Source organism: Porphyromonas somerae, assembly GCF_022845615.1.
Lineage (GTDB): Bacteria > Bacteroidota > Bacteroidia > Bacteroidales > Porphyromonadaceae > Porphyromonas_A > Porphyromonas_A somerae.
The window spans coordinates 556181-572490 of record NZ_AP025559.1 but is presented as its reverse complement, the minus strand read 5'-3'; the positions used below and the strand labels follow the sequence as shown (position 1 = coordinate 572490).

Genomic DNA, 16310 nt, shown 5'->3' with positions numbered 1-16310 from the left:
TACACTTCGGCCTAAAGTTTACGGGTAATTAGTACTGCTCAGCTAAATGCATTACGGCACTTACACTTGCAGCCTATCAAGGTCGTAGTCTCCAACCACCCTTAAAAGATATCTAATCTAGAGGAGGGCTTCGTGCTTAGATGCTTTCAGCACTTATCCTAAACCACACATGGATACTCAGCTATGCTCCTGGCGAAACAACTGATAAACCAGAGGTGTGTCCAGTACGGTCCTCTCGTACTAGTACCAGACCCTCGCAAATATCTAACGCCCACAATAGATAGAGACCGAACTGTCTCACGACGTTCTGAACCCAGCTCGCGTGCCACTTTAATGGGCGAACAGCCCAACCCTTGGGACCTTCTCCAGCCCCAGGATGTGACGAGCCGACATCGAGGTGCCAAACCGCTCCGTCGATATGAGCTCTTGGGAGCGATCAGCCTGTTATCCCCGGAGTACCTTTTATCCTTTGAGCGATGGCCCTACCATGCGGAACCACCGGATCACTATGCTCAAGTTTCCTTCCTGTGCGACTTGTAAGTCTCCCAGTCAAGCGCCCTTATGCCATTACACTCTACGACCGGTTACCAATCGGTCTGAGGGCACCTTTAGAAGCCTCCGTTACTCTTTTGGAGGCGACCACCCCAGTCAAACTACCCACCATACATTGTCCTTGCTCCTGCAAGTTAGCATCCAAATATCAAAAGGGCCGTATTTCAACAGCGACTCCAGGCACACTAGCGTGCACCCTTCAAAGTCTCCGGCCTATCCTACACATCTAATACCCAGAGGCAATGTAAAGCTATAGTAAAGGTTCACGGGGTCTTTTCGTCCCATTGCGGGTAATCGGCATCTTCACCGATACTACAATTTCACCGAGCGCGCGGTCGAGACAGTGCCCAAATCGTTACACCATTCGTGCAGGTCGGAACTTACCCGACAAGGAATTTCGCTACCTTAGGACCGTTATAGTTACGGCCGCCGTTTACTGGGGCTTCAATTCAAGGCTTCAACTTACGTTTGACCTCTCCTCTTAACCTTCCAGCACCGGGCAGGTGTCAGGCTATATACTTCTTATTTCTAATTCGCATAGCCATATGTTTTTGATAAACAGTCGCGTGGGCCTATTCTCTGCGGCCGTTGTGTCGCCACAACGGCGTCCTTTATCCCGAAGTTACAGGACCAATTTGCCTAGTTCCTTAACCGCGGCTAACTCGAGCGCCTTAGTATACTCAACCCAACTACCTGTGTCGGTTTGTGGTACGGGTCGATATGCTATTAACGTTTAGCGGATTTTCTTGGGAGCCTGCTTACGTCCATATTGCTGCACCCGAAGGATTCACATACTATCAGGTTCGACTCTCTCGGCGGATTTGCCTACCAAGATCAATATCTACACCCTTTAACCTACTATTCCAACAGTAGGCAGGACTTTCACTTCTCCGTCTCCACATCACTTAACATACCGAGTAAGGGAATATTAACCCTTTCTTCCATCGAGATCACCAAACGGATTACCCTTAGGTCCCGACTAACCCTCCTCCGACGAACGGTGAGGAGGAAACCTTAGTCTTTCGGCGAGGGAGATTCTCACTCCCTTTATCGTTACTTATACCTACATTTGCACTTCCAGAATGTCCAACAGACCTCGTCGATCTATCTTCAACCACGCTGGAATGCTCCCCTACCAATCATAAATGATTCCACTGCTTCGGTAGACAACTTATGCCCGATTATTATCCATGCCACAATCCTCGACTAGTGAGCTGTTACGCACTCTTTAAATGAATGGCTGCTTCCAAGCCAACATCCTAGCTGTCTATGCATCGTGACCTCGTTTAAGTCAACTGAGCTGTCATTTCGGGACCTTAGCAGATGGTCCGGATTCTTCTCCTCTCGGACATGGACCTTAGCACCCATGCCCTCACTCCTAGAGTGTACATATAAGCATTCGGAGTTTGTCTGGACTTGATAGGCGGCGAAGCCCTCGCATCCAATCAGTCGCTCTACCTCTTATATTTAAACTCTAAGGCTGCACCTAAATGCATTTCGGGGAGTACGAGCTATTTCCAAGTTTGATTAGCCTTTCACCCCTACCCTCAACTCATCGGGGAATTTTTCAACATTCTGCCGTGCGGTCCTCCATTCAGTGTTACCTGAACTTCAACCTGGTCAAGGGTAGATCACTTGGTTTCGCGTCTACTATATATAACTATATCGCCATTTAAAACTCGCTTTCGCTACGGATCCAAGCCTGAAGCTCTTACCCTAGCTATATATAGTAACTCGTAGGTTCATTATGCAAAAGGCACGCTGTCACTCCAAATGGAGCTCCAACCGCTTGTAAGCAGACGGTTTCAGGGTCTATTTCAATCCTCTACTAGAGGTGCTTTTCACCTTTCCTTCACAGTACTCGTTCACTATCGGTCTCTAAGGAGTATTTAGCCTTGGGGGATGGACCCCCCAGATTCATACAGGATTGCACGTGTCCCGCACTACTCAGGATACTACTAGCCAAGCCTTCACTTCGCATAAGGGACTATCACCCTCTATGGTGGAGCTTTCCAGCTCACTTCTGCTCGTTACCGCCTGTAACATGTTGTAGTCCTACAACCCCACTCTTGCCGAAACAAGAATGGTTTGGGCTCGTCCCCGTTCGATCGCCACTACTAAGGGAATCACTAAATTGTTCTCTTCTCCTATGGGTACTTAGATGTTTCAGTTCCCCACGTTTGCTCATGCATAGCATGTAGTAGGCTGTTAAACCTACTGGGTTGCCCCATTCGGAAATCTGTGGATCACGTCGTATGTGCCAATCCCCACAGCTTATCGCAGCTTGTCACGTCCTTCATCGCCTCTTAGAGCCAAGGCATCCGCCGTCTGCCCTTACTTACTTTATAACCTTTTATACTAGTGCCTTACTTGCGTAAAGCACCACGCATAATGTTGTATAATAACAATACAAATATTATTTGCTCTCGCATTTAATTAAGTATACTAAACATTGTCGCTCAAGTAAAAATCGAAAGAATTTGCTTTACACAATGAGATCTCATCTCTATCTCGAAAAGACCTTCGATAGTACTCGCGTACCATCTCCAGAATCCTCTTTGTCTCTTTACTATTGTTTCAATATCTATATATTTGCCAATATGTCTATGATCGCTCGGCTTGTCACCATAAATGTGACGCCAAATGTGGAGAATAACGGATTCGAACCGATGACCCCCTGCTTGCAAAGCAGGTGCTCTAGCCAACTGAGCTAATTCCCCATATCTCTATACTTTCCTATCTCATAAGTAGCACTCTTGCTAGCTTATCATCCCTCTCGTAAGACTCGTAGACCCAGGCAGATTTGAACTGCCGACCTCTACATTATCAGTGTAGCGCTCTAACCAACTGAGCTATGGGTCTATATCACTCATCATCAATAATGAGCTCCTCTCTAGCCCCCAATCTCTACACCTCAACCTTACTAACTTATACTCATCATAAGCAGGCAGTATAAAAATAGGGTTGCCGTATGATAAAATATACTAAGACGAAGGAACAAACAAGATAGACACAATCTAAACATCGTCTAGACCACGTACTCACTCTTGATTATCAATCCATACATACAAACTACGGACAGTCGAAACTAGAGGAATAGCTACTCTGCTACTCCAGAAAGGAGGTGTTCCAGCCGCACCTTCCGGTACGGCTACCTTGTTACGACTTAGCCCCAGTCACCGGTCTTACCCTCGGACGCTCCTCGCGGTCACGCACTTCAGGTACCCCCAGCTTCCATGGCTTGACGGGCGGTGTGTACAAGGCCCGGGAACGTATTCACCGCGCCATGGCTGATGCGCGATTACTAGCGAATCCAGCTTCACGAAGTCGAGTTGCAGACTTCGATCCGAACTGAGATGAGGTTTGGAGATTGGCATCCTGTCACCAGGTAGCTACCCTTTGTCCTCACCATTGTAACACGTGTGTCGCCCTGGATATAAGGGCCGTGCTGATTTGACGTCATCCCCACCTTCCTCTCGCCTTACGACGGCAGTCTCGCCAGAGTCCTCAGCTTAACCTGTTAGCAACTAACGATAAGGGTTGCGCTCGTTATGGCACTTAAGCCGACACCTCACGGCACGAGCTGACGACAACCATGCAGCACCTACATATAAGTCACCGAAGTGAACAGCAGCTGTTTCCAGCTGCCAGCCTATACATTTCAATCCCAGGTAAGGTTCCTCGCGTATCATCGAATTAAACCACATGTTCCTCCGCTTGTGCGGGCCCCCGTCAATTCCTTTGAGTTTCATCGTTGCCGACGTACTCCCCAGGTGGATTACTTAATGCTTTCGCTTGAGAGCATACTGTATATCGCATACTCTGAGTAATCATAGTTTACGGCGTGGACTACCAGGGTATCTAATCCTGTTTGATACCCACGCTTTCGTGCCTCAGTGTCAGTAGTAGTTTTGTAAGCTGCCTTCGCAATCGGAGTTCTGCGTAATATCTATGCATTTCACCGCTACACTACGCATTCCGCCTACATCATCTACACTCAAGCTAACCAGTATCAACGGCAAGACTATGGTTGAGCCATAGCTTTTCACCACTGACTTAATCAGCCACCTACGCACCCTTTAAACCCAATAAATCCGGATAACGCTCGTATCCTCCGTATTACCGCGGCTGCTGGCACGGAGTTAGCCGATACTTATTCTTAGGCTACTTTCTAATAGGTACACGTACCTATCCTTACTCACCTACTAAAGAAGTTTACAATCCATAGGACCGTCATCCTTCACGCGACTTGGCTGGTTCAGAGTTTCCTCCATTGACCAATATTCCTCACTGCTGCCTCCCGTAGGAGTTTGGGCCGTGTCTCAGTCCCAATGTGGGGGATCAGCCTCTCAGCTCCCCTATCCATCGATGCCTTGGTGAGCCGTTACCTCACCAACTAACTAATGGAACGCATGCCTATCTCTTAGCAATAAATCTTTCCTTAATAACTCATGCGAGAAATTAAGAATATGCGGTATTAGTCCGGATTTCTCCGGGTTATCCCCCACTAAGAGGCAAGTTGCATACGCGTTACTCACCCATCCGCCGGTCGTCATCAGAGTGAAGCAAGCTTCTCTCCATGTTACCCCTCGACTTGCATGTGTTAAGCCTATCGCTAGCGTTCATCCTGAGCCAGGATCAAACTCTCCATTGTCAAAAAGTTTTATGTCTTCGTAACAAAGAAGCTAATTAAAATCCTCTAGCTCGTTATTCACTATCACGTTTAGTCGTATACTATAAAGATTACAATCAAGTTATTTTGACGTGGACTTGTTTTACAATGTCCCTTGTACTACTTGTTTGTTTCATCACAAAATTGTGATGTCCTTGTCTTAATATATGTCTATGAACTCTTTTCCATTAACCGCCTTTTCAGCGGTTGGTTTTGCAAAGGTACAAACGATTTTTCATTCGACCAAATATTCAAGAAACTTTTTTCGACACTCACACCTGAGCACCCCGTTTCTGAATTGCGAATGCAAAGATAGAAAGAATTTTTCAATCCACCAAATCTCAGCACCTAATCTCCAAGAAACTTAATCTCCAACACCCAAAACCTTGGGGCTAAAAATAAACCTCTGCTACCACCCCACTGGGCCACTAAGAGGTCTCATTTCTCGTTTGCGGTTGCAAAGATAGAAACAATTTCCCATTCCACCAAATATATCCGTCAAGAAAATCGCACAGAATACAGTAAGTCATTGATATTCAAATAAAAAAAAAAAACGCATAATTATTTTAAAGCAACCTACAGCTGGTATACGATCTAAGCCCTAAACACCTATTATGAGACTGTTGCACGAAGGCGATCTGCGGCGTTGCTTTCGGGATTCGGGCTCGGTCACGTACGTGAGTACGCTCCCAGCGCCCTCACCCTCAGCGCCTTGCATCTCATCCTTCGTTCAAAGTCTCAGTGCATTTGATTCAAATGTGCGAGAATGGCACTTCGTGCAACATTCTCATTATATATATGACTATTTCATGAAGTCTCACTCGCTAGATAAGAGAGCAAAAGTTGAGATGCAACTAAGCATTTGCTGAGTTGCAACTAATCATTTGCTTTGTTGCAACTAACCGATTGCTTAATTGCATCTCGGAAAACGCCAAAATATACGCCTGAGCATCAACTGTTTTGTAGTACCGCCAAAACACAGTTTACATTGCTTCGTAATTCAATGTGCAAAACTGGTTCTGTAAGAGACTGTTGCACGAAGGCGATCTGCGGCGTTGCTTTCGGAATTCGGTCTAGGTCACGTACGTGAGTACGCTCCCTTCGGCCTAGTTGGGCCTTGATGCCTTACGGCACCTTGCCCTCACCCTCAGGCCTTGCATCTCATCCTTCGTTCAAAGTCTCAGCACATTTGCGTCAAATGTGCGAGAATGGCACTTCGTACAACATTCTCTGTAACTGTATCAGATAAAAACTTACTGCTAAAAAAATATGCGGAACATACCGAGGTATATTCCGCATATTATATTTAGTGGATATTGGAGATTACTCCCACTCAATGGTTGCTGGTGGCTTAGATGAGCAGTCGTAGACTACACGATTAATGCCCTTCACATTATTAATAATCTCATTGGAGACCTTGGCGAGGAACTCGTGAGGGAGCTTCGCCCAATCGGCCGTCATTGCATCGATAGAGGTGACAGCTCTCAAGGCACATACATACTCGTAAGTACGCTCGTCGCCCATCACACCAACTGAGCGGATGGGTAATAAGATGGCTCCAGCTTGCCATACTTCTTCATAAAGCCCCCACTCCTTGAGTAGTGATATATATATATAGTCTGCTTCCTGAATAATCCGCACTTTTTCGGGGGTAATATCACCTAAGACACGGATGCCTAAACCTGGGCCAGGGAATGGATGACGGAAAATCATATCGTGCTTCATACCCAGTTCGAGGCCTACCTTTCGCACTTCATCTTTAAAGAGCAGCCGGAGAGGCTCCACCAACTTCAGCTTCATCTTTGCTGGCAAACCGCCCACATTGTGGTGGCTCTTAATCACTTGCCCTGTAATTGAGATCGACTCAATCACATCGGGGTAAATCGTTCCTTGTGCCAACCACTTGACATCTTGGATCTTGCTCGCCTCTACCTCAAAGACATCAATGAAGCCTTTGCCAATAATCTTGCGTTTCTTCTCTGGATCAGAGACGCCGGCAAGTTGACGGAAAAAGTAATCCTTTGCGTCTATCCCCTTAACATTCAGCCCGAGATGCTTATAATCGTCCAGCACTTGCTCAAACTCTCCCTTTCGAAGTAAACCATGATCCACGAAGATACAGGTCAATTGGTCGCCAATTGCCTTATTGAGCAAAACTGCTGCCACACTAGAGTCCACGCCACCACTTAGGGCGAGCAGCACCTTGTCGTTTCCGAGTTGTTTTCTTAGTTCTGCCACCGTGCTCTCAACAAATGAGGCAGGGGTCCACTCCTTAGCCACTTTGCAGATAGAAAGGAAGTTGTCCAGCAACTTAGTCCCCTCCTCGGAGTGTACCACTTCGGGATGGAATTGCACGCCCCAAATCTCCTTGCCCTTAATACGATAAGCAGCATTTTCGATCGTCTCGGTACTTGCTAATCGCTGGCCATCTGTAGGCAGTTGTGTAATGGTATCACTGTGTGACATCCAAACGGTACTCTTGGAGGAAAGTCCTTTGAGAAGGGGATCCTCGGCGAGAATATCCAAGTGAGCCCTTCCATACTCACGAGTAGCAGATTTCCCTACTGCTCCACCCAACTGGCTAGCGATGAACTGAGCCCCATAGCAGATCCCTAATAGAGGCACCTTTGGTAGCTTGCTAAGATCTATCCGAAACGCCTCTGGCTGAGAGACGGAGTAAGGGCTACCAGAGAGGATAATACCCTTGAGGCTCTCCTCGGTCTTAGGAACAAAATGGTATGGGTGCACCTCACAATAGACGCCTAATTCGCGTATGCGACGAGCAATCAGCTGAGTCGTCTGCGACCCAAAGTCTAGGATGATAATCTTATCAAGCATAATCTATATCACTATTATCAGTTGTCAATTTCTCTTTTCTCCAATAGATGAGGTCTCAGTCTCTGCGTCCTTTCAAGTGCCTGCTCCATTTCCCATGCCTCGATCTTGGCAGGATTGCCTGAGAGCAACACCTCTGGCACCTTCCAGCCTTGGTAATCTGCAGGGCGGGTATAGATGGGCGGAGCCAAAAGGTTGTCTTGGAAAGAATCGCTCAGTGCACTCTGTTCATCGCCTAGCACACCTGGTATAAGGCGAACCACGGCATCGGTGATAACGGCAGCTGGGAGCTCGCCCCCAGTAAGTACAAAGTCGCCAATGGATATTTCTCGAGTAATGAGATGCTCACGAATACGGTGGTCGATACCTTTATAGTGACCGCAAAGGATGATGATATTTTGCACCAAAGAGAGAGTATTTGCCAATGGTTGCGTTAGGATTTCGCCATCGGGCGAGGTATAGATCACCTCGTCATAGCTACGCTCCTGCTTCAGGGCTTTGATGGCATTGTCCACTGGTTCAATCTGCATCACCATACCGGCAGCACCGCCGAATGGATAGTCGTCCACCCTACGCCACTTATCGGTGGTGTAGTCTCTAAGATTGTGCACGTAAATCTCAGCCAGCCCCTTATCTTGGGCTCTCTTAAGGATGGAGGTATGCACAAAGTCCTCCAACATCTCTGGCAAAACGGTCAGTATATCTACCCTCATATATGGGGCAAAGTTACTTAAAAGTAAAGAAACAGACTATAAACGACACACATATATACGCAACATAGAGAGTGGCTCTACCTTCCACGCCAATAGCTGAGCCACGCAAAGTGCTTTCGCTCTTGAAGGTATGAGGGTTGAGACTGGTAGGCATAGGCTTCACGTTCAAAGCCAATTCGCCAATAAGCTCCAGCACCTCCGGCTATTCGGCGTACCAACCACTCAACAGCATAGATGAGATAAAAGCCCACATAAAGGAGTTCTCGCATCTGTGCTGTATGAATCTTTTCGTGCCGGATAAGGGACTCATCGACTTTGCCACGATGATCACTTCTCACTACGATACAACCAAGCAGATTGATCGCGATGAAGGGACGGAAAGGGACGAGACGGCTAAAGTAGACCTTCACTAGGGATCAGCTTAATCTCTAAAGCGCTTCCAAGTGACCTCCTCACCATTTTCGTGGCGAGCCAAAACGCGTGCCAGCACAAAGAAGTAGTCGCTCAGACGATTGATAAAGTTCTTTACGCCAGCTTCTATCTCTGCTTCAGGGTCGGCATCGAGGAGTTGGTAGATTACCCTTTCAGTACGCCTTGCTACCGTCCTACAGATGTGGGCAACACTAGCAGCTTGACCACCAGCAGGGAGAATAAACTCCTTCAGTTTTGGAAGCTGAGAGTCCATAATATCGATCTGACGCTCCAAGTGGAGGATATCCTCTGGGGTGACACCCGAAGGAACATCATACTCTCGCTTTTGTCCCCTAAAATCGGCAGCTAGGTAGGCGCCACACGTGAAAAGTCGATCTTGAATCATCTCGAGCGTCGCATCTTGACCTATCTCGGTAGGAGTCAACGCCCGCAGCAACCCCACAAACGAATTGAGTTCATCGGCCGTACCATAAGTGTTCAGTCTCAGCGAACCTTTAGAGACCCGTTGTCCACTCATTAGGGAAGTCTTTCCCTTGTCACCAGATCGCGTATAAACGGAACTTTTCTTTATCTCTTTCTCTTCCATAATATCTCATTTATATAGTTTACTACATTGTCGTTCTGTAAAGATACTTAACTCTCGGCATATCCACCACCAATATTGCCTCGTAAAGGTCTAATATCAGCCCTGAGGGTAGCTTTTCAACCCACTCTTTTATCTGTGCCCTTGTAGTTGGCCTGGGCAAGAAAAGCAACAGTCCATTATTGAGTTCCTCAAGAGCGGGTAGTCTTTCCATACCACGTGCTATGCATAGCGTTCGCCCTAAAAGTGGGGAAGGTTGAGTGCTGACCTGAAGGGTAGACTTGGCCAACTTCACCACCTCTATCAATGGGTCTCCCACTGGAAGCACCACTGCATCCAGATCACAGCGAGCCACTAAGCGATAAACCAAGCGTGCCAATGGGCTGGCAAATAGTTTTGGATATTGCTCAAAATGATAATAGATGGCATACGGACGAATTAGCGAAAGAATCATCGCATACCCTTTGGGCGAATGCACTCCTCTTCCACGTCCATACCTCAACCTTCTGAAAACACGCCACCGATAGGGGCTAAACCGACTATACATCTTCATCAGGACAAAAGTACACAATTTTTGAATTACGGTAACTCAAAAAAAATGAATACCTTTGAAGAATAATAAGGACATTCAACTAACGATGTAGATATTATGAATAGAATTAAGATTACGATCATAGGAATACTGCTAACTATCGGTATTGGCAGTTGCTCAACAGTAGCCATTAGTGGCAGGAATCGAATCGACTTGGTACCCGATTCACAAGTACTCTCCACTAGCTTTGCACAATATGCTCAATTTATTTCTAAAGCCCCAAAGAGCAAGGACCCTAAACAGACCCAACGTGTCGTAGCGATTGGACAGAGAATAGCCAAGGCGACAGACACTTACCTAAGGAGTGTAGGGATGGCTGCCGATGCAGATAACTACAGATGGGAATTCAACCTCATTGCCGACCGACAAATCAATGCCTTTTGTATGCCAGGAGGTAAGATTGTGGTGTATGAGGGCATTTTACCTATTGCTAAAACTGATGACCAACTCGCTACCGTTATCTCGCACGAGGTAGCTCACGCCGTTGCCAAACACGCCAATGAGCGGATGAGTCAGCAGATTCTTAAGCAGTATGGAGCTGGGGCACTCAGTTTGCTTCTAGCGGGCAAGGGTGGGCTCACTCAGCAGATGGGAGGAATTCTATACGATGTAGGCTCCACAGCCTTCTTTACCCTACCCTACAGCCGCAAGCATGAGTACGAGGCCGACATCATAGGTCTTTACCTGATGGCTATTGCAGGGTATGACTACAATCAAGCGGTTCAATTTTGGACCAATATGGCTGGGGACAATAAAGGGAAAGGGCAGCAATCTGACTTTTGGAGCACGCACCCTAACGATGCCAATCGCATCAAAAAGATTCAAGAGGAGTTGCCACGCGTGAAGGCTTTTATTGAAGGTGGTGGCAAGAGTGCCCCTGTGAAACCGGCCAACCACAGCAAACTAACTAGTGATATCAATAAAGGACGACAAACTCCGCTTAAACTAAGGTACTAAGACTGTGCTGGCCAAAGCAAGAGCCATTATCCGAGAGGTCCTCAATGAAAAGGATAAAGTACTCGTGGGACTGAGCGGTGGAGCCGACTCCATCGCACTCTCCCACCTCCTTTACTACATGGGTTATAAACTTGTGGTGGTCCACATCAACTTCCACCTAAGGGGTAAGGAGAGTGATCGGGATGCGCAGTTCGTTGCGGACTATCTGGCCAATAAACTTCCCGAGGCTGAGTGCCACTTTGCAGACGTTGATACTTATGGCAGGGCAAGAGGAGCTGGGATTTCCATAGAAATGGCAGCAAGAGAGCTTCGCTATGAACTATTTGAGGAACTACGAAATGCCCATCAATGTGCTTGGATCGCAGTGGGGCATCATGCTAATGATCAGATAGAGACGGCTCTCCTCAACCTATCCAGAGGCACTGGAGGTAAGGGGATGGCAGGAATGCAGGTAGTCTCTGGCCAATTATTCAGACCCTTTCTCACCACGTGGCGAAGCGAATTGAAGGCGTACCTTTCTGCTCACCAGCTTGAGTATGTCACTGATAGCACCAACTACGATACCACCATCAAGCGCAATTATATTAGGCACCAGCTACTGCCTAGTTTTGAGCAACTCAACCCCTCCTTTCCTAGCTCTCTGCTAGAGAGTATGGCCCACTTCAGAGAGGAGCAAGAGTATATTGAGCAAGCAACGGAGCAATTTGCATCACGGCATTTCAATACTGAGGAGCAGAGCATAGATATTCGGAATGTAGAGGAGCCCTATCTCTTCAAAAGGTGGCTTCTCGACCACGGCTTTACCCCCACGCAAGCTGAAGATCTCATTAATAGTTGGGACAATCCCAAGACCATTGCATTTAACATTGGCTTTGGCTATGCCGAAGTCTATCGAGACAAGTTCTACCTCATCACCGAACCAGTTGAGGAATACCCCACCGAGCAACTATCCGACCATTGGAACCATCCACAAATTGGAGCCATTCAGTGGAATAGTGTTGGATCAGTAGCACTGCGACTTCACACGAAATGTGCAGAAAGGAAGGTGGTGGTGCGTATGGGGCGTAAAGAGGATCGCTTTACCCCTTATGGCATGAAGTCGGGAAGCAAATCACTCTTTAGGTATTTGGGTGAAAAGGGACTTCCAGAGTACTACAGACCATTTTGCCCAGTCCTAGAGTGCGATGGCGAGGTGATTGCGGTGGTTCCATTTGAAGTGAGCCAGCAGGCGAGATACCAAAGTCTCAGCGACTCTATCGGTATTGGATTTGAGCCTTCGGGAGCAGCTTTTGGAGCGATCCTTAGGAATCTCACAAGCAATGTGAGAGGAAATAGGTAAATTTGTCATTCGTTTAGCAGAGTTAAGCGAGATACAATAGGAGAAGTAAAAGAATAAAGAGATGTCGGAACAAGCATTACTATCACTGCAAAATATCATCGTGAAGCGTGAGGAGAATATCATCCTAAATGGGGCTTCACTTGTGGTGCAACCAGGAGAATTTGTCTATTTGATTGGTCGTGTAGGATCAGGAAAGTCAACACTTCTGAAGTCCATCTACGCCGACCTCCCAATTTCAGAGGGAGAGGGGCGGTTTGGCGACTTTGACCTAAAGCACATAAAGCGTAAGCAGATCCCTTTTCTAAGAAGAGAGCTGGGCATCATATTTCAAGACTTCCAACTGCTTACCGACCGCTCTGTGGTGAAAAACCTAGAGTTTGTACTCAGAGCAACTGGGTGGAAAGATAAAAAGCTAATCCAAAAGCGAATCTCCGAAGTACTAGAGCAGGTAGGGCTAGAGAGTAAAGGCTACAAGATGCCCCACGAACTATCAGGTGGTGAGCAGCAACGCATCGTCATCTCTAGAGCCCTCCTCAATAAGCCAAAAATGATATTGGCAGATGAGCCCACCGGCAATCTCGACCCCATTACTGGCGAGCAGATCATCACGCTCTTACGAGAAATCGGAGAGGCAGGAACCTCAATCTTGATGAGCACACACAACTACGCACTCGTGAAGAAGTTCCCCGCAAGGATTGTGAAGGTGGAGGGAGGAAAGCTGCAAGAGATGCAGTTGAAACAGGACCTATAATAGACTTGAGAGTGAAATGAATAACAACTCAACTTCCTTTTCAGATCTAGTAGTGATGAAGTTTGGTGGCACCTCTGTAGGTTCTGCCGAACGGATAAGAAATGTGGGCGACCTCATCAGCGGAAGCGAGCGTAAAGTGGTGGTATTAAGTGCTATGTCGGGGGTCACCAATATGCTGGTAGAGATCAGCCAGCTCTTCAATAATAGCAACACCCAAGGGGCACTCAATAAGATCCAAGAGCTACAAGAGAAGTATCAAGTGGTTATCGAGGAGCTCTACTCACAGCCCGCCCATAAAGAAGAAGCGCTGACCTTCGTTGCTGAGAAGATGAACTTTCTCAGAAGTTTCAAAGAGGAGTACTTTACCGACTTTGAGGAGCGTCAGATATTGGCTCAAGGCGAAATCATCTCCGTAGAGATGATGCGACTTCATCTAGCAGAGCGAGGAATCGTAGCTATTAAGCTACCAGCACTGGAGTATATGGTAACGAACAAACAGGGTGAGCCCAATTTACCTGAGATTCAGTCGCAACTCATTGAGCTACTTAGCCATTACCCCAAGCAAAGTCTTTTCCTCACCGAGGGATACATCTGTCGGAATGCCTACCTAGAGATAGATAACCTAAAACGCGGTGGAAGCGACTACACTGCAGCACTGATAGGTGCAGCACTCGATGCCAAAGAGATACAAATTTGGACCGATATTGATGGGCTACACAATAACGATCCGAGGGTGGTCGACCATACGACGGCTGTGCGTCATCTGCACTTCAACGAAGCGGCCGAATTGGCCTACTTTGGGGCAAAGATACTGCACCCCGCCTGTATCCACCCCGCTAAGATGAGAAATATACCAGTGCGGTTGCTCAACTCCATGGAGCCTGAGGCAAAAGGCACCATCATCTCCAATCGCATCAAAGAAGGGTCACTAAAGGCAGTCGCAGCAAAAGATGGTATCACAGCCCTTCGTATCCTCAGCTCTCGTATGCTTCTTGCCCAGGGCTTTATGCGGAAGGTATTCGAGACCTTTGAGCGCTACCAGACTGCCGTGGATATGATCACCACTAGTGAAGTAGCCATCACTCTCACGATAGATAATACCAATCGGCTCGAGGAGATTCTATTAGAGCTACGAAAGATTGCCGATGTCTCCGTAGATGAGGATATGACCATCATCAGCGTTGTCGGCGATATGAATTGGAAGAATGTAGGCTTTGAGAGTCGAGTAGTGGAGGCGCTGAGTGAACTCCCCGTGCGAATGATCTCCTACGGAGGTTCCAACTATGGAGTTTCTATCTTAATTCGTAGCGAAGACAAGGTAAGAGCACTGAAGCTACTGAGTAAGCACCTCTTTCAAGAGGAAATATAATGAACGACCAGGTTCACAAATGGATTTATGCTACACGCCCCCACACACTCGGGGCGTCCGTTGCACCAATGTTGCTTCTACTAGGGGCCGTAGTAAGCGACGGAGTAATGCAATGGGGCTACTTCCTTCTCTGCCTTCTCGTAGCGGTATCGGCACAGATCTCTAGCAACTTCGCCAATGATTACTTTGGCTATAAAAGCGGAGAGGATACCGACCACCGCTTAGGATTCACTCGTCTTCTCTCCACTGGAGAGGTCACCCCACGGCAAATGCTCATTGCCCTAGGCATCTCGCTCTCCATTTGTGCCGGTTCGGGCTTGTACCTTGCCTCCCAAAGGGGGTGGTGGCTATTGCTCGTAGGGGCAGTAGTCATCTTGTGTGCCATTGCCTACTCCGCAGGGAAATACTCATTGGCAAGGACCGCACTAGGCGACCTTGCGGTAGTTATCTTCTATGGGTTAGTGCCTATCCTTGTCAGCTACTACGTCATTGCCGATGCTCGGCCCCAGCTATATCTACTTTTGCTGGCACTAGGTATTGGGTTGTGGGAGACCAACATACTAGTCTGCAATAACTATCGCGACTACGAGGAAGATTTAGAGAGCCACAAACTGACGTTGATTGTTCGAATGGGCAAAGGGTCGGGGCCCCTCCTTTACCTCATCAATGCAGTGCTATCGCTTCTGCTGATCGTCATAGGACTTATCACAGAGGGAAGCTGGCTCGGAGCGATTATTATTGGATTACTCGGTGTGGCACTCTACGCCAATGGGGTGATGGCAATCTATCGACTCAGAGGGAAGAGCCTCAATAAACTCCTCCGCTACACCAATATCACCACACTCATCATGGGTGTAGTGACCATGCTCATCCTCTTACTTTAAGGTCTTTTGAAGTGCCTCACGAATCTGCTCGGGAGTGACGACACCCTCCAGCATTACATCATCACCGAAGTAAATAGTTGGGACAAAATTGTAAGCGTATTGAGCTGCAAGTACCTGATCCTCTTTCACCTCCGAAAGATAGAGGTCACCCTCAAGTACGCCAGCAACAGCCTCTGCAGGTAAATTGGCCTCTATTGCTACCAGCTTCAGCTCCTCCAACTTGCTAAAGTCTCTTCCTTCACAGAAGTAACCACGCCCAAAAAGAGTTGCTACCTCTAGCATTCGACCTTCCTTCGTAGCCACCTTCAAAAGCCTTGCAGCCCTCTGAGAATTATGCGAACAAGCGGACTCTAGGTTGTTTTCCAGACCATACTTCTCCGCCAAATGATTCAGCACCGATCGACTCTTCTGGAAGTGTTGCAACTCCTCAGGGTCTTCCACTTTCTCCATCCTCTCAAGCCATGTAAAAGAGGTATCAAGAGGCAACTCTGGTGCCAAAAGACAACTTCGCCATCTTACCTCCACCTGATCTTCGTACCCACCAGCCCCTAGTTCGTGCTTCAAGAGTACCTCACCAATATAGCAAAAGGGACAAGTAATATCGCCCCAAAAATCAATCGTCATCATATTA

The 16310-nt window shown here is 47.4% G+C and carries 12 protein-coding genes, 2 tRNA genes and 2 rRNA genes; 6 read left to right on the top strand and 10 right to left on the bottom strand.

Translation table 11 applies throughout. The features are described from left to right. Nucleotides 1–8 precede the first annotated feature (8 nt). From MWL85_RS02475 to MWL85_RS02445, 7 genes are all read right to left on the bottom strand, one after another. Nucleotides 9–2900: ribosomal RNA gene (locus tag MWL85_RS02475) — 23S ribosomal RNA — on the bottom strand. A gap of 298 nt (nucleotides 2901–3198) precedes the next feature. Beyond that, a tRNA-Ala gene (locus MWL85_RS02470) sits at nucleotides 3199–3272 on the bottom strand. 68 nt (nucleotides 3273–3340) lie between these two features. Next, nucleotides 3341–3414, bottom strand: a tRNA-Ile gene (locus MWL85_RS02465). Nucleotides 3415–3669: 255 nt separating this feature from the next. After that, nucleotides 3670–5206, bottom strand: a 16S ribosomal RNA gene (locus tag MWL85_RS02460). The 16S and 23S rRNA genes sit together here with 2 tRNA genes alongside, the layout of an rRNA operon. Nucleotides 5207–6547: 1341 nt before the next feature. Next, entirely contained in the window at nucleotides 6548–8062 is a 1515-nt protein-coding gene (guaA, locus tag MWL85_RS02455) for a glutamine-hydrolyzing GMP synthase (protein ID WP_244401285.1), read from the bottom strand. A 17-nt stretch (nucleotides 8063–8079) separates the two neighbouring features. Continuing rightward, the gene (gene trmD, locus MWL85_RS02450; protein WP_244401284.1) at nucleotides 8080–8772 is read right to left on the bottom strand and encodes a tRNA (guanosine(37)-N1)-methyltransferase TrmD; all 693 of its coding nucleotides are present in this window, start codon (nucleotides 8770–8772) and stop codon (nucleotides 8080–8082) included. Between the two features lie 77 nt (nucleotides 8773–8849). After that, nucleotides 8850–9041, bottom strand: coding sequence for a hypothetical protein (locus tag MWL85_RS02445; RefSeq protein ID WP_244401283.1), 192 nt, complete (start codon nucleotides 9039–9041; stop codon nucleotides 8850–8852). A 9-nt stretch (nucleotides 9042–9050) separates the two neighbouring features. Here MWL85_RS02445 and MWL85_RS11560 point away from each other — a divergent pair, with 9 nt between their 5' ends. Next, nucleotides 9051–9185: a hypothetical protein gene (locus MWL85_RS11560; RefSeq protein WP_262914450.1), complete on the top strand. Its 135-nt coding sequence runs from the start codon at nucleotides 9051–9053 to the stop codon at nucleotides 9183–9185. An 8-nt stretch (nucleotides 9186–9193) separates the two neighbouring features. On the opposite strand, the gene MWL85_RS02440 is transcribed toward MWL85_RS11560, so the two are convergent. Together MWL85_RS02440 and MWL85_RS02435 are read right to left on the bottom strand one after the other, a co-directional pair. After that, on the bottom strand, nucleotides 9194–9790 hold the full coding sequence (locus tag MWL85_RS02440; protein WP_244401282.1) for a cob(I)yrinic acid a,c-diamide adenosyltransferase: 597 nt from the start codon (nucleotides 9788–9790) through the stop codon (nucleotides 9194–9196). Between the two features lie 22 nt (nucleotides 9791–9812). Beyond that, nucleotides 9813–10340: a hypothetical protein gene (locus MWL85_RS02435; protein WP_244401281.1), complete on the bottom strand. Its 528-nt coding sequence runs from the start codon at nucleotides 10338–10340 to the stop codon at nucleotides 9813–9815. 96 nt (nucleotides 10341–10436) lie between these two features. On the opposite strand from MWL85_RS02435, the gene MWL85_RS02430 reads away from it, so the two are divergent. The 5 genes from MWL85_RS02430 to menA all read left to right on the top strand — a co-directional run bounded on the left by MWL85_RS02430 (nucleotide 10437) and on the right by menA (nucleotide 15679). After that, on the top strand, nucleotides 10437–11336 hold the full coding sequence (locus tag MWL85_RS02430; protein ID WP_244401280.1) for a M48 family metallopeptidase: 900 nt from the start codon (nucleotides 10437–10439) through the stop codon (nucleotides 11334–11336). Nucleotides 11337–11340: 4 nt separating this feature from the next. Beyond that, nucleotides 11341–12675: a tRNA lysidine(34) synthetase TilS gene (gene tilS, locus MWL85_RS02425; RefSeq protein WP_244401279.1), complete on the top strand. Its 1335-nt coding sequence runs from the start codon at nucleotides 11341–11343 to the stop codon at nucleotides 12673–12675. Between the two features lie 61 nt (nucleotides 12676–12736). Beyond that, the gene (locus MWL85_RS02420; RefSeq protein ID WP_070708011.1) at nucleotides 12737–13426 is read left to right on the top strand and encodes a cell division ATP-binding protein FtsE; all 690 of its coding nucleotides are present in this window, start codon (nucleotides 12737–12739) and stop codon (nucleotides 13424–13426) included. A 16-nt stretch (nucleotides 13427–13442) separates the two neighbouring features. Beyond that, entirely contained in the window at nucleotides 13443–14795 is a 1353-nt protein-coding gene (locus tag MWL85_RS02415) for an aspartate kinase (protein WP_244401278.1), read from the top strand. Then, complete coding sequence (menA, locus tag MWL85_RS02410) at nucleotides 14795–15679, top strand: 1,4-dihydroxy-2-naphthoate octaprenyltransferase (protein WP_244401277.1); 885 nt, start codon at nucleotides 14795–14797, stop codon at nucleotides 15677–15679. Before MWL85_RS02415 ends, menA begins: the two co-directional genes overlap by 1 nt. Here menA and MWL85_RS02405 read toward each other — a convergent pair. Then, on the bottom strand, nucleotides 15671–16306 hold the full coding sequence (locus tag MWL85_RS02405; protein ID WP_244401276.1) for a DsbA family oxidoreductase: 636 nt from the start codon (nucleotides 16304–16306) through the stop codon (nucleotides 15671–15673). The genes menA and MWL85_RS02405 overlap by 9 nt on opposite strands. Nucleotides 16307–16310: the final 4 nt, after the last annotated feature.

Bases quoted from the DNA above. Each gene is read 5' to 3' on its own strand.
- guaA (WP_244401285.1), bottom strand. From the start codon at position 8,062: ATGCTTGATAAGATTATCATCCTAGACTTTGGGTCGCAGACGACTCAG.
- trmD (WP_244401284.1), bottom strand. From the start codon at position 8,772: ATGAGGGTAGATATACTGACCGTTTTGCCAGAGATGTTGGAGGACTTT.
- MWL85_RS02445 (WP_244401283.1), bottom strand. From the start codon at position 9,041: ATGCGAGAACTCCTTTATGTGGGCTTTTATCTCATCTATGCTGTTGAG.
- MWL85_RS11560 (WP_262914450.1), top strand. From the start codon at position 9,051: ATGAATCTTTTCGTGCCGGATAAGGGACTCATCGACTTTGCCACGATG.
- MWL85_RS02440 (WP_244401282.1), bottom strand. From the start codon at position 9,790: ATGGAAGAGAAAGAGATAAAGAAAAGTTCCGTTTATACGCGATCTGGT.
- MWL85_RS02435 (WP_244401281.1), bottom strand. From the start codon at position 10,340: ATGAAGATGTATAGTCGGTTTAGCCCCTATCGGTGGCGTGTTTTCAGA.
- MWL85_RS02430 (WP_244401280.1), top strand. From the start codon at position 10,437: ATGAATAGAATTAAGATTACGATCATAGGAATACTGCTAACTATCGGT.
- MWL85_RS02420 (WP_070708011.1), top strand. From the start codon at position 12,737: ATGTCGGAACAAGCATTACTATCACTGCAAAATATCATCGTGAAGCGT.
- MWL85_RS02415 (WP_244401278.1), top strand. From the start codon at position 13,443: ATGAATAACAACTCAACTTCCTTTTCAGATCTAGTAGTGATGAAGTTT.
- menA (WP_244401277.1), top strand. From the start codon at position 14,795: ATGAACGACCAGGTTCACAAATGGATTTATGCTACACGCCCCCACACA.
- MWL85_RS02405 (WP_244401276.1), bottom strand. From the start codon at position 16,306: ATGATGACGATTGATTTTTGGGGCGATATTACTTGTCCCTTTTGCTAT.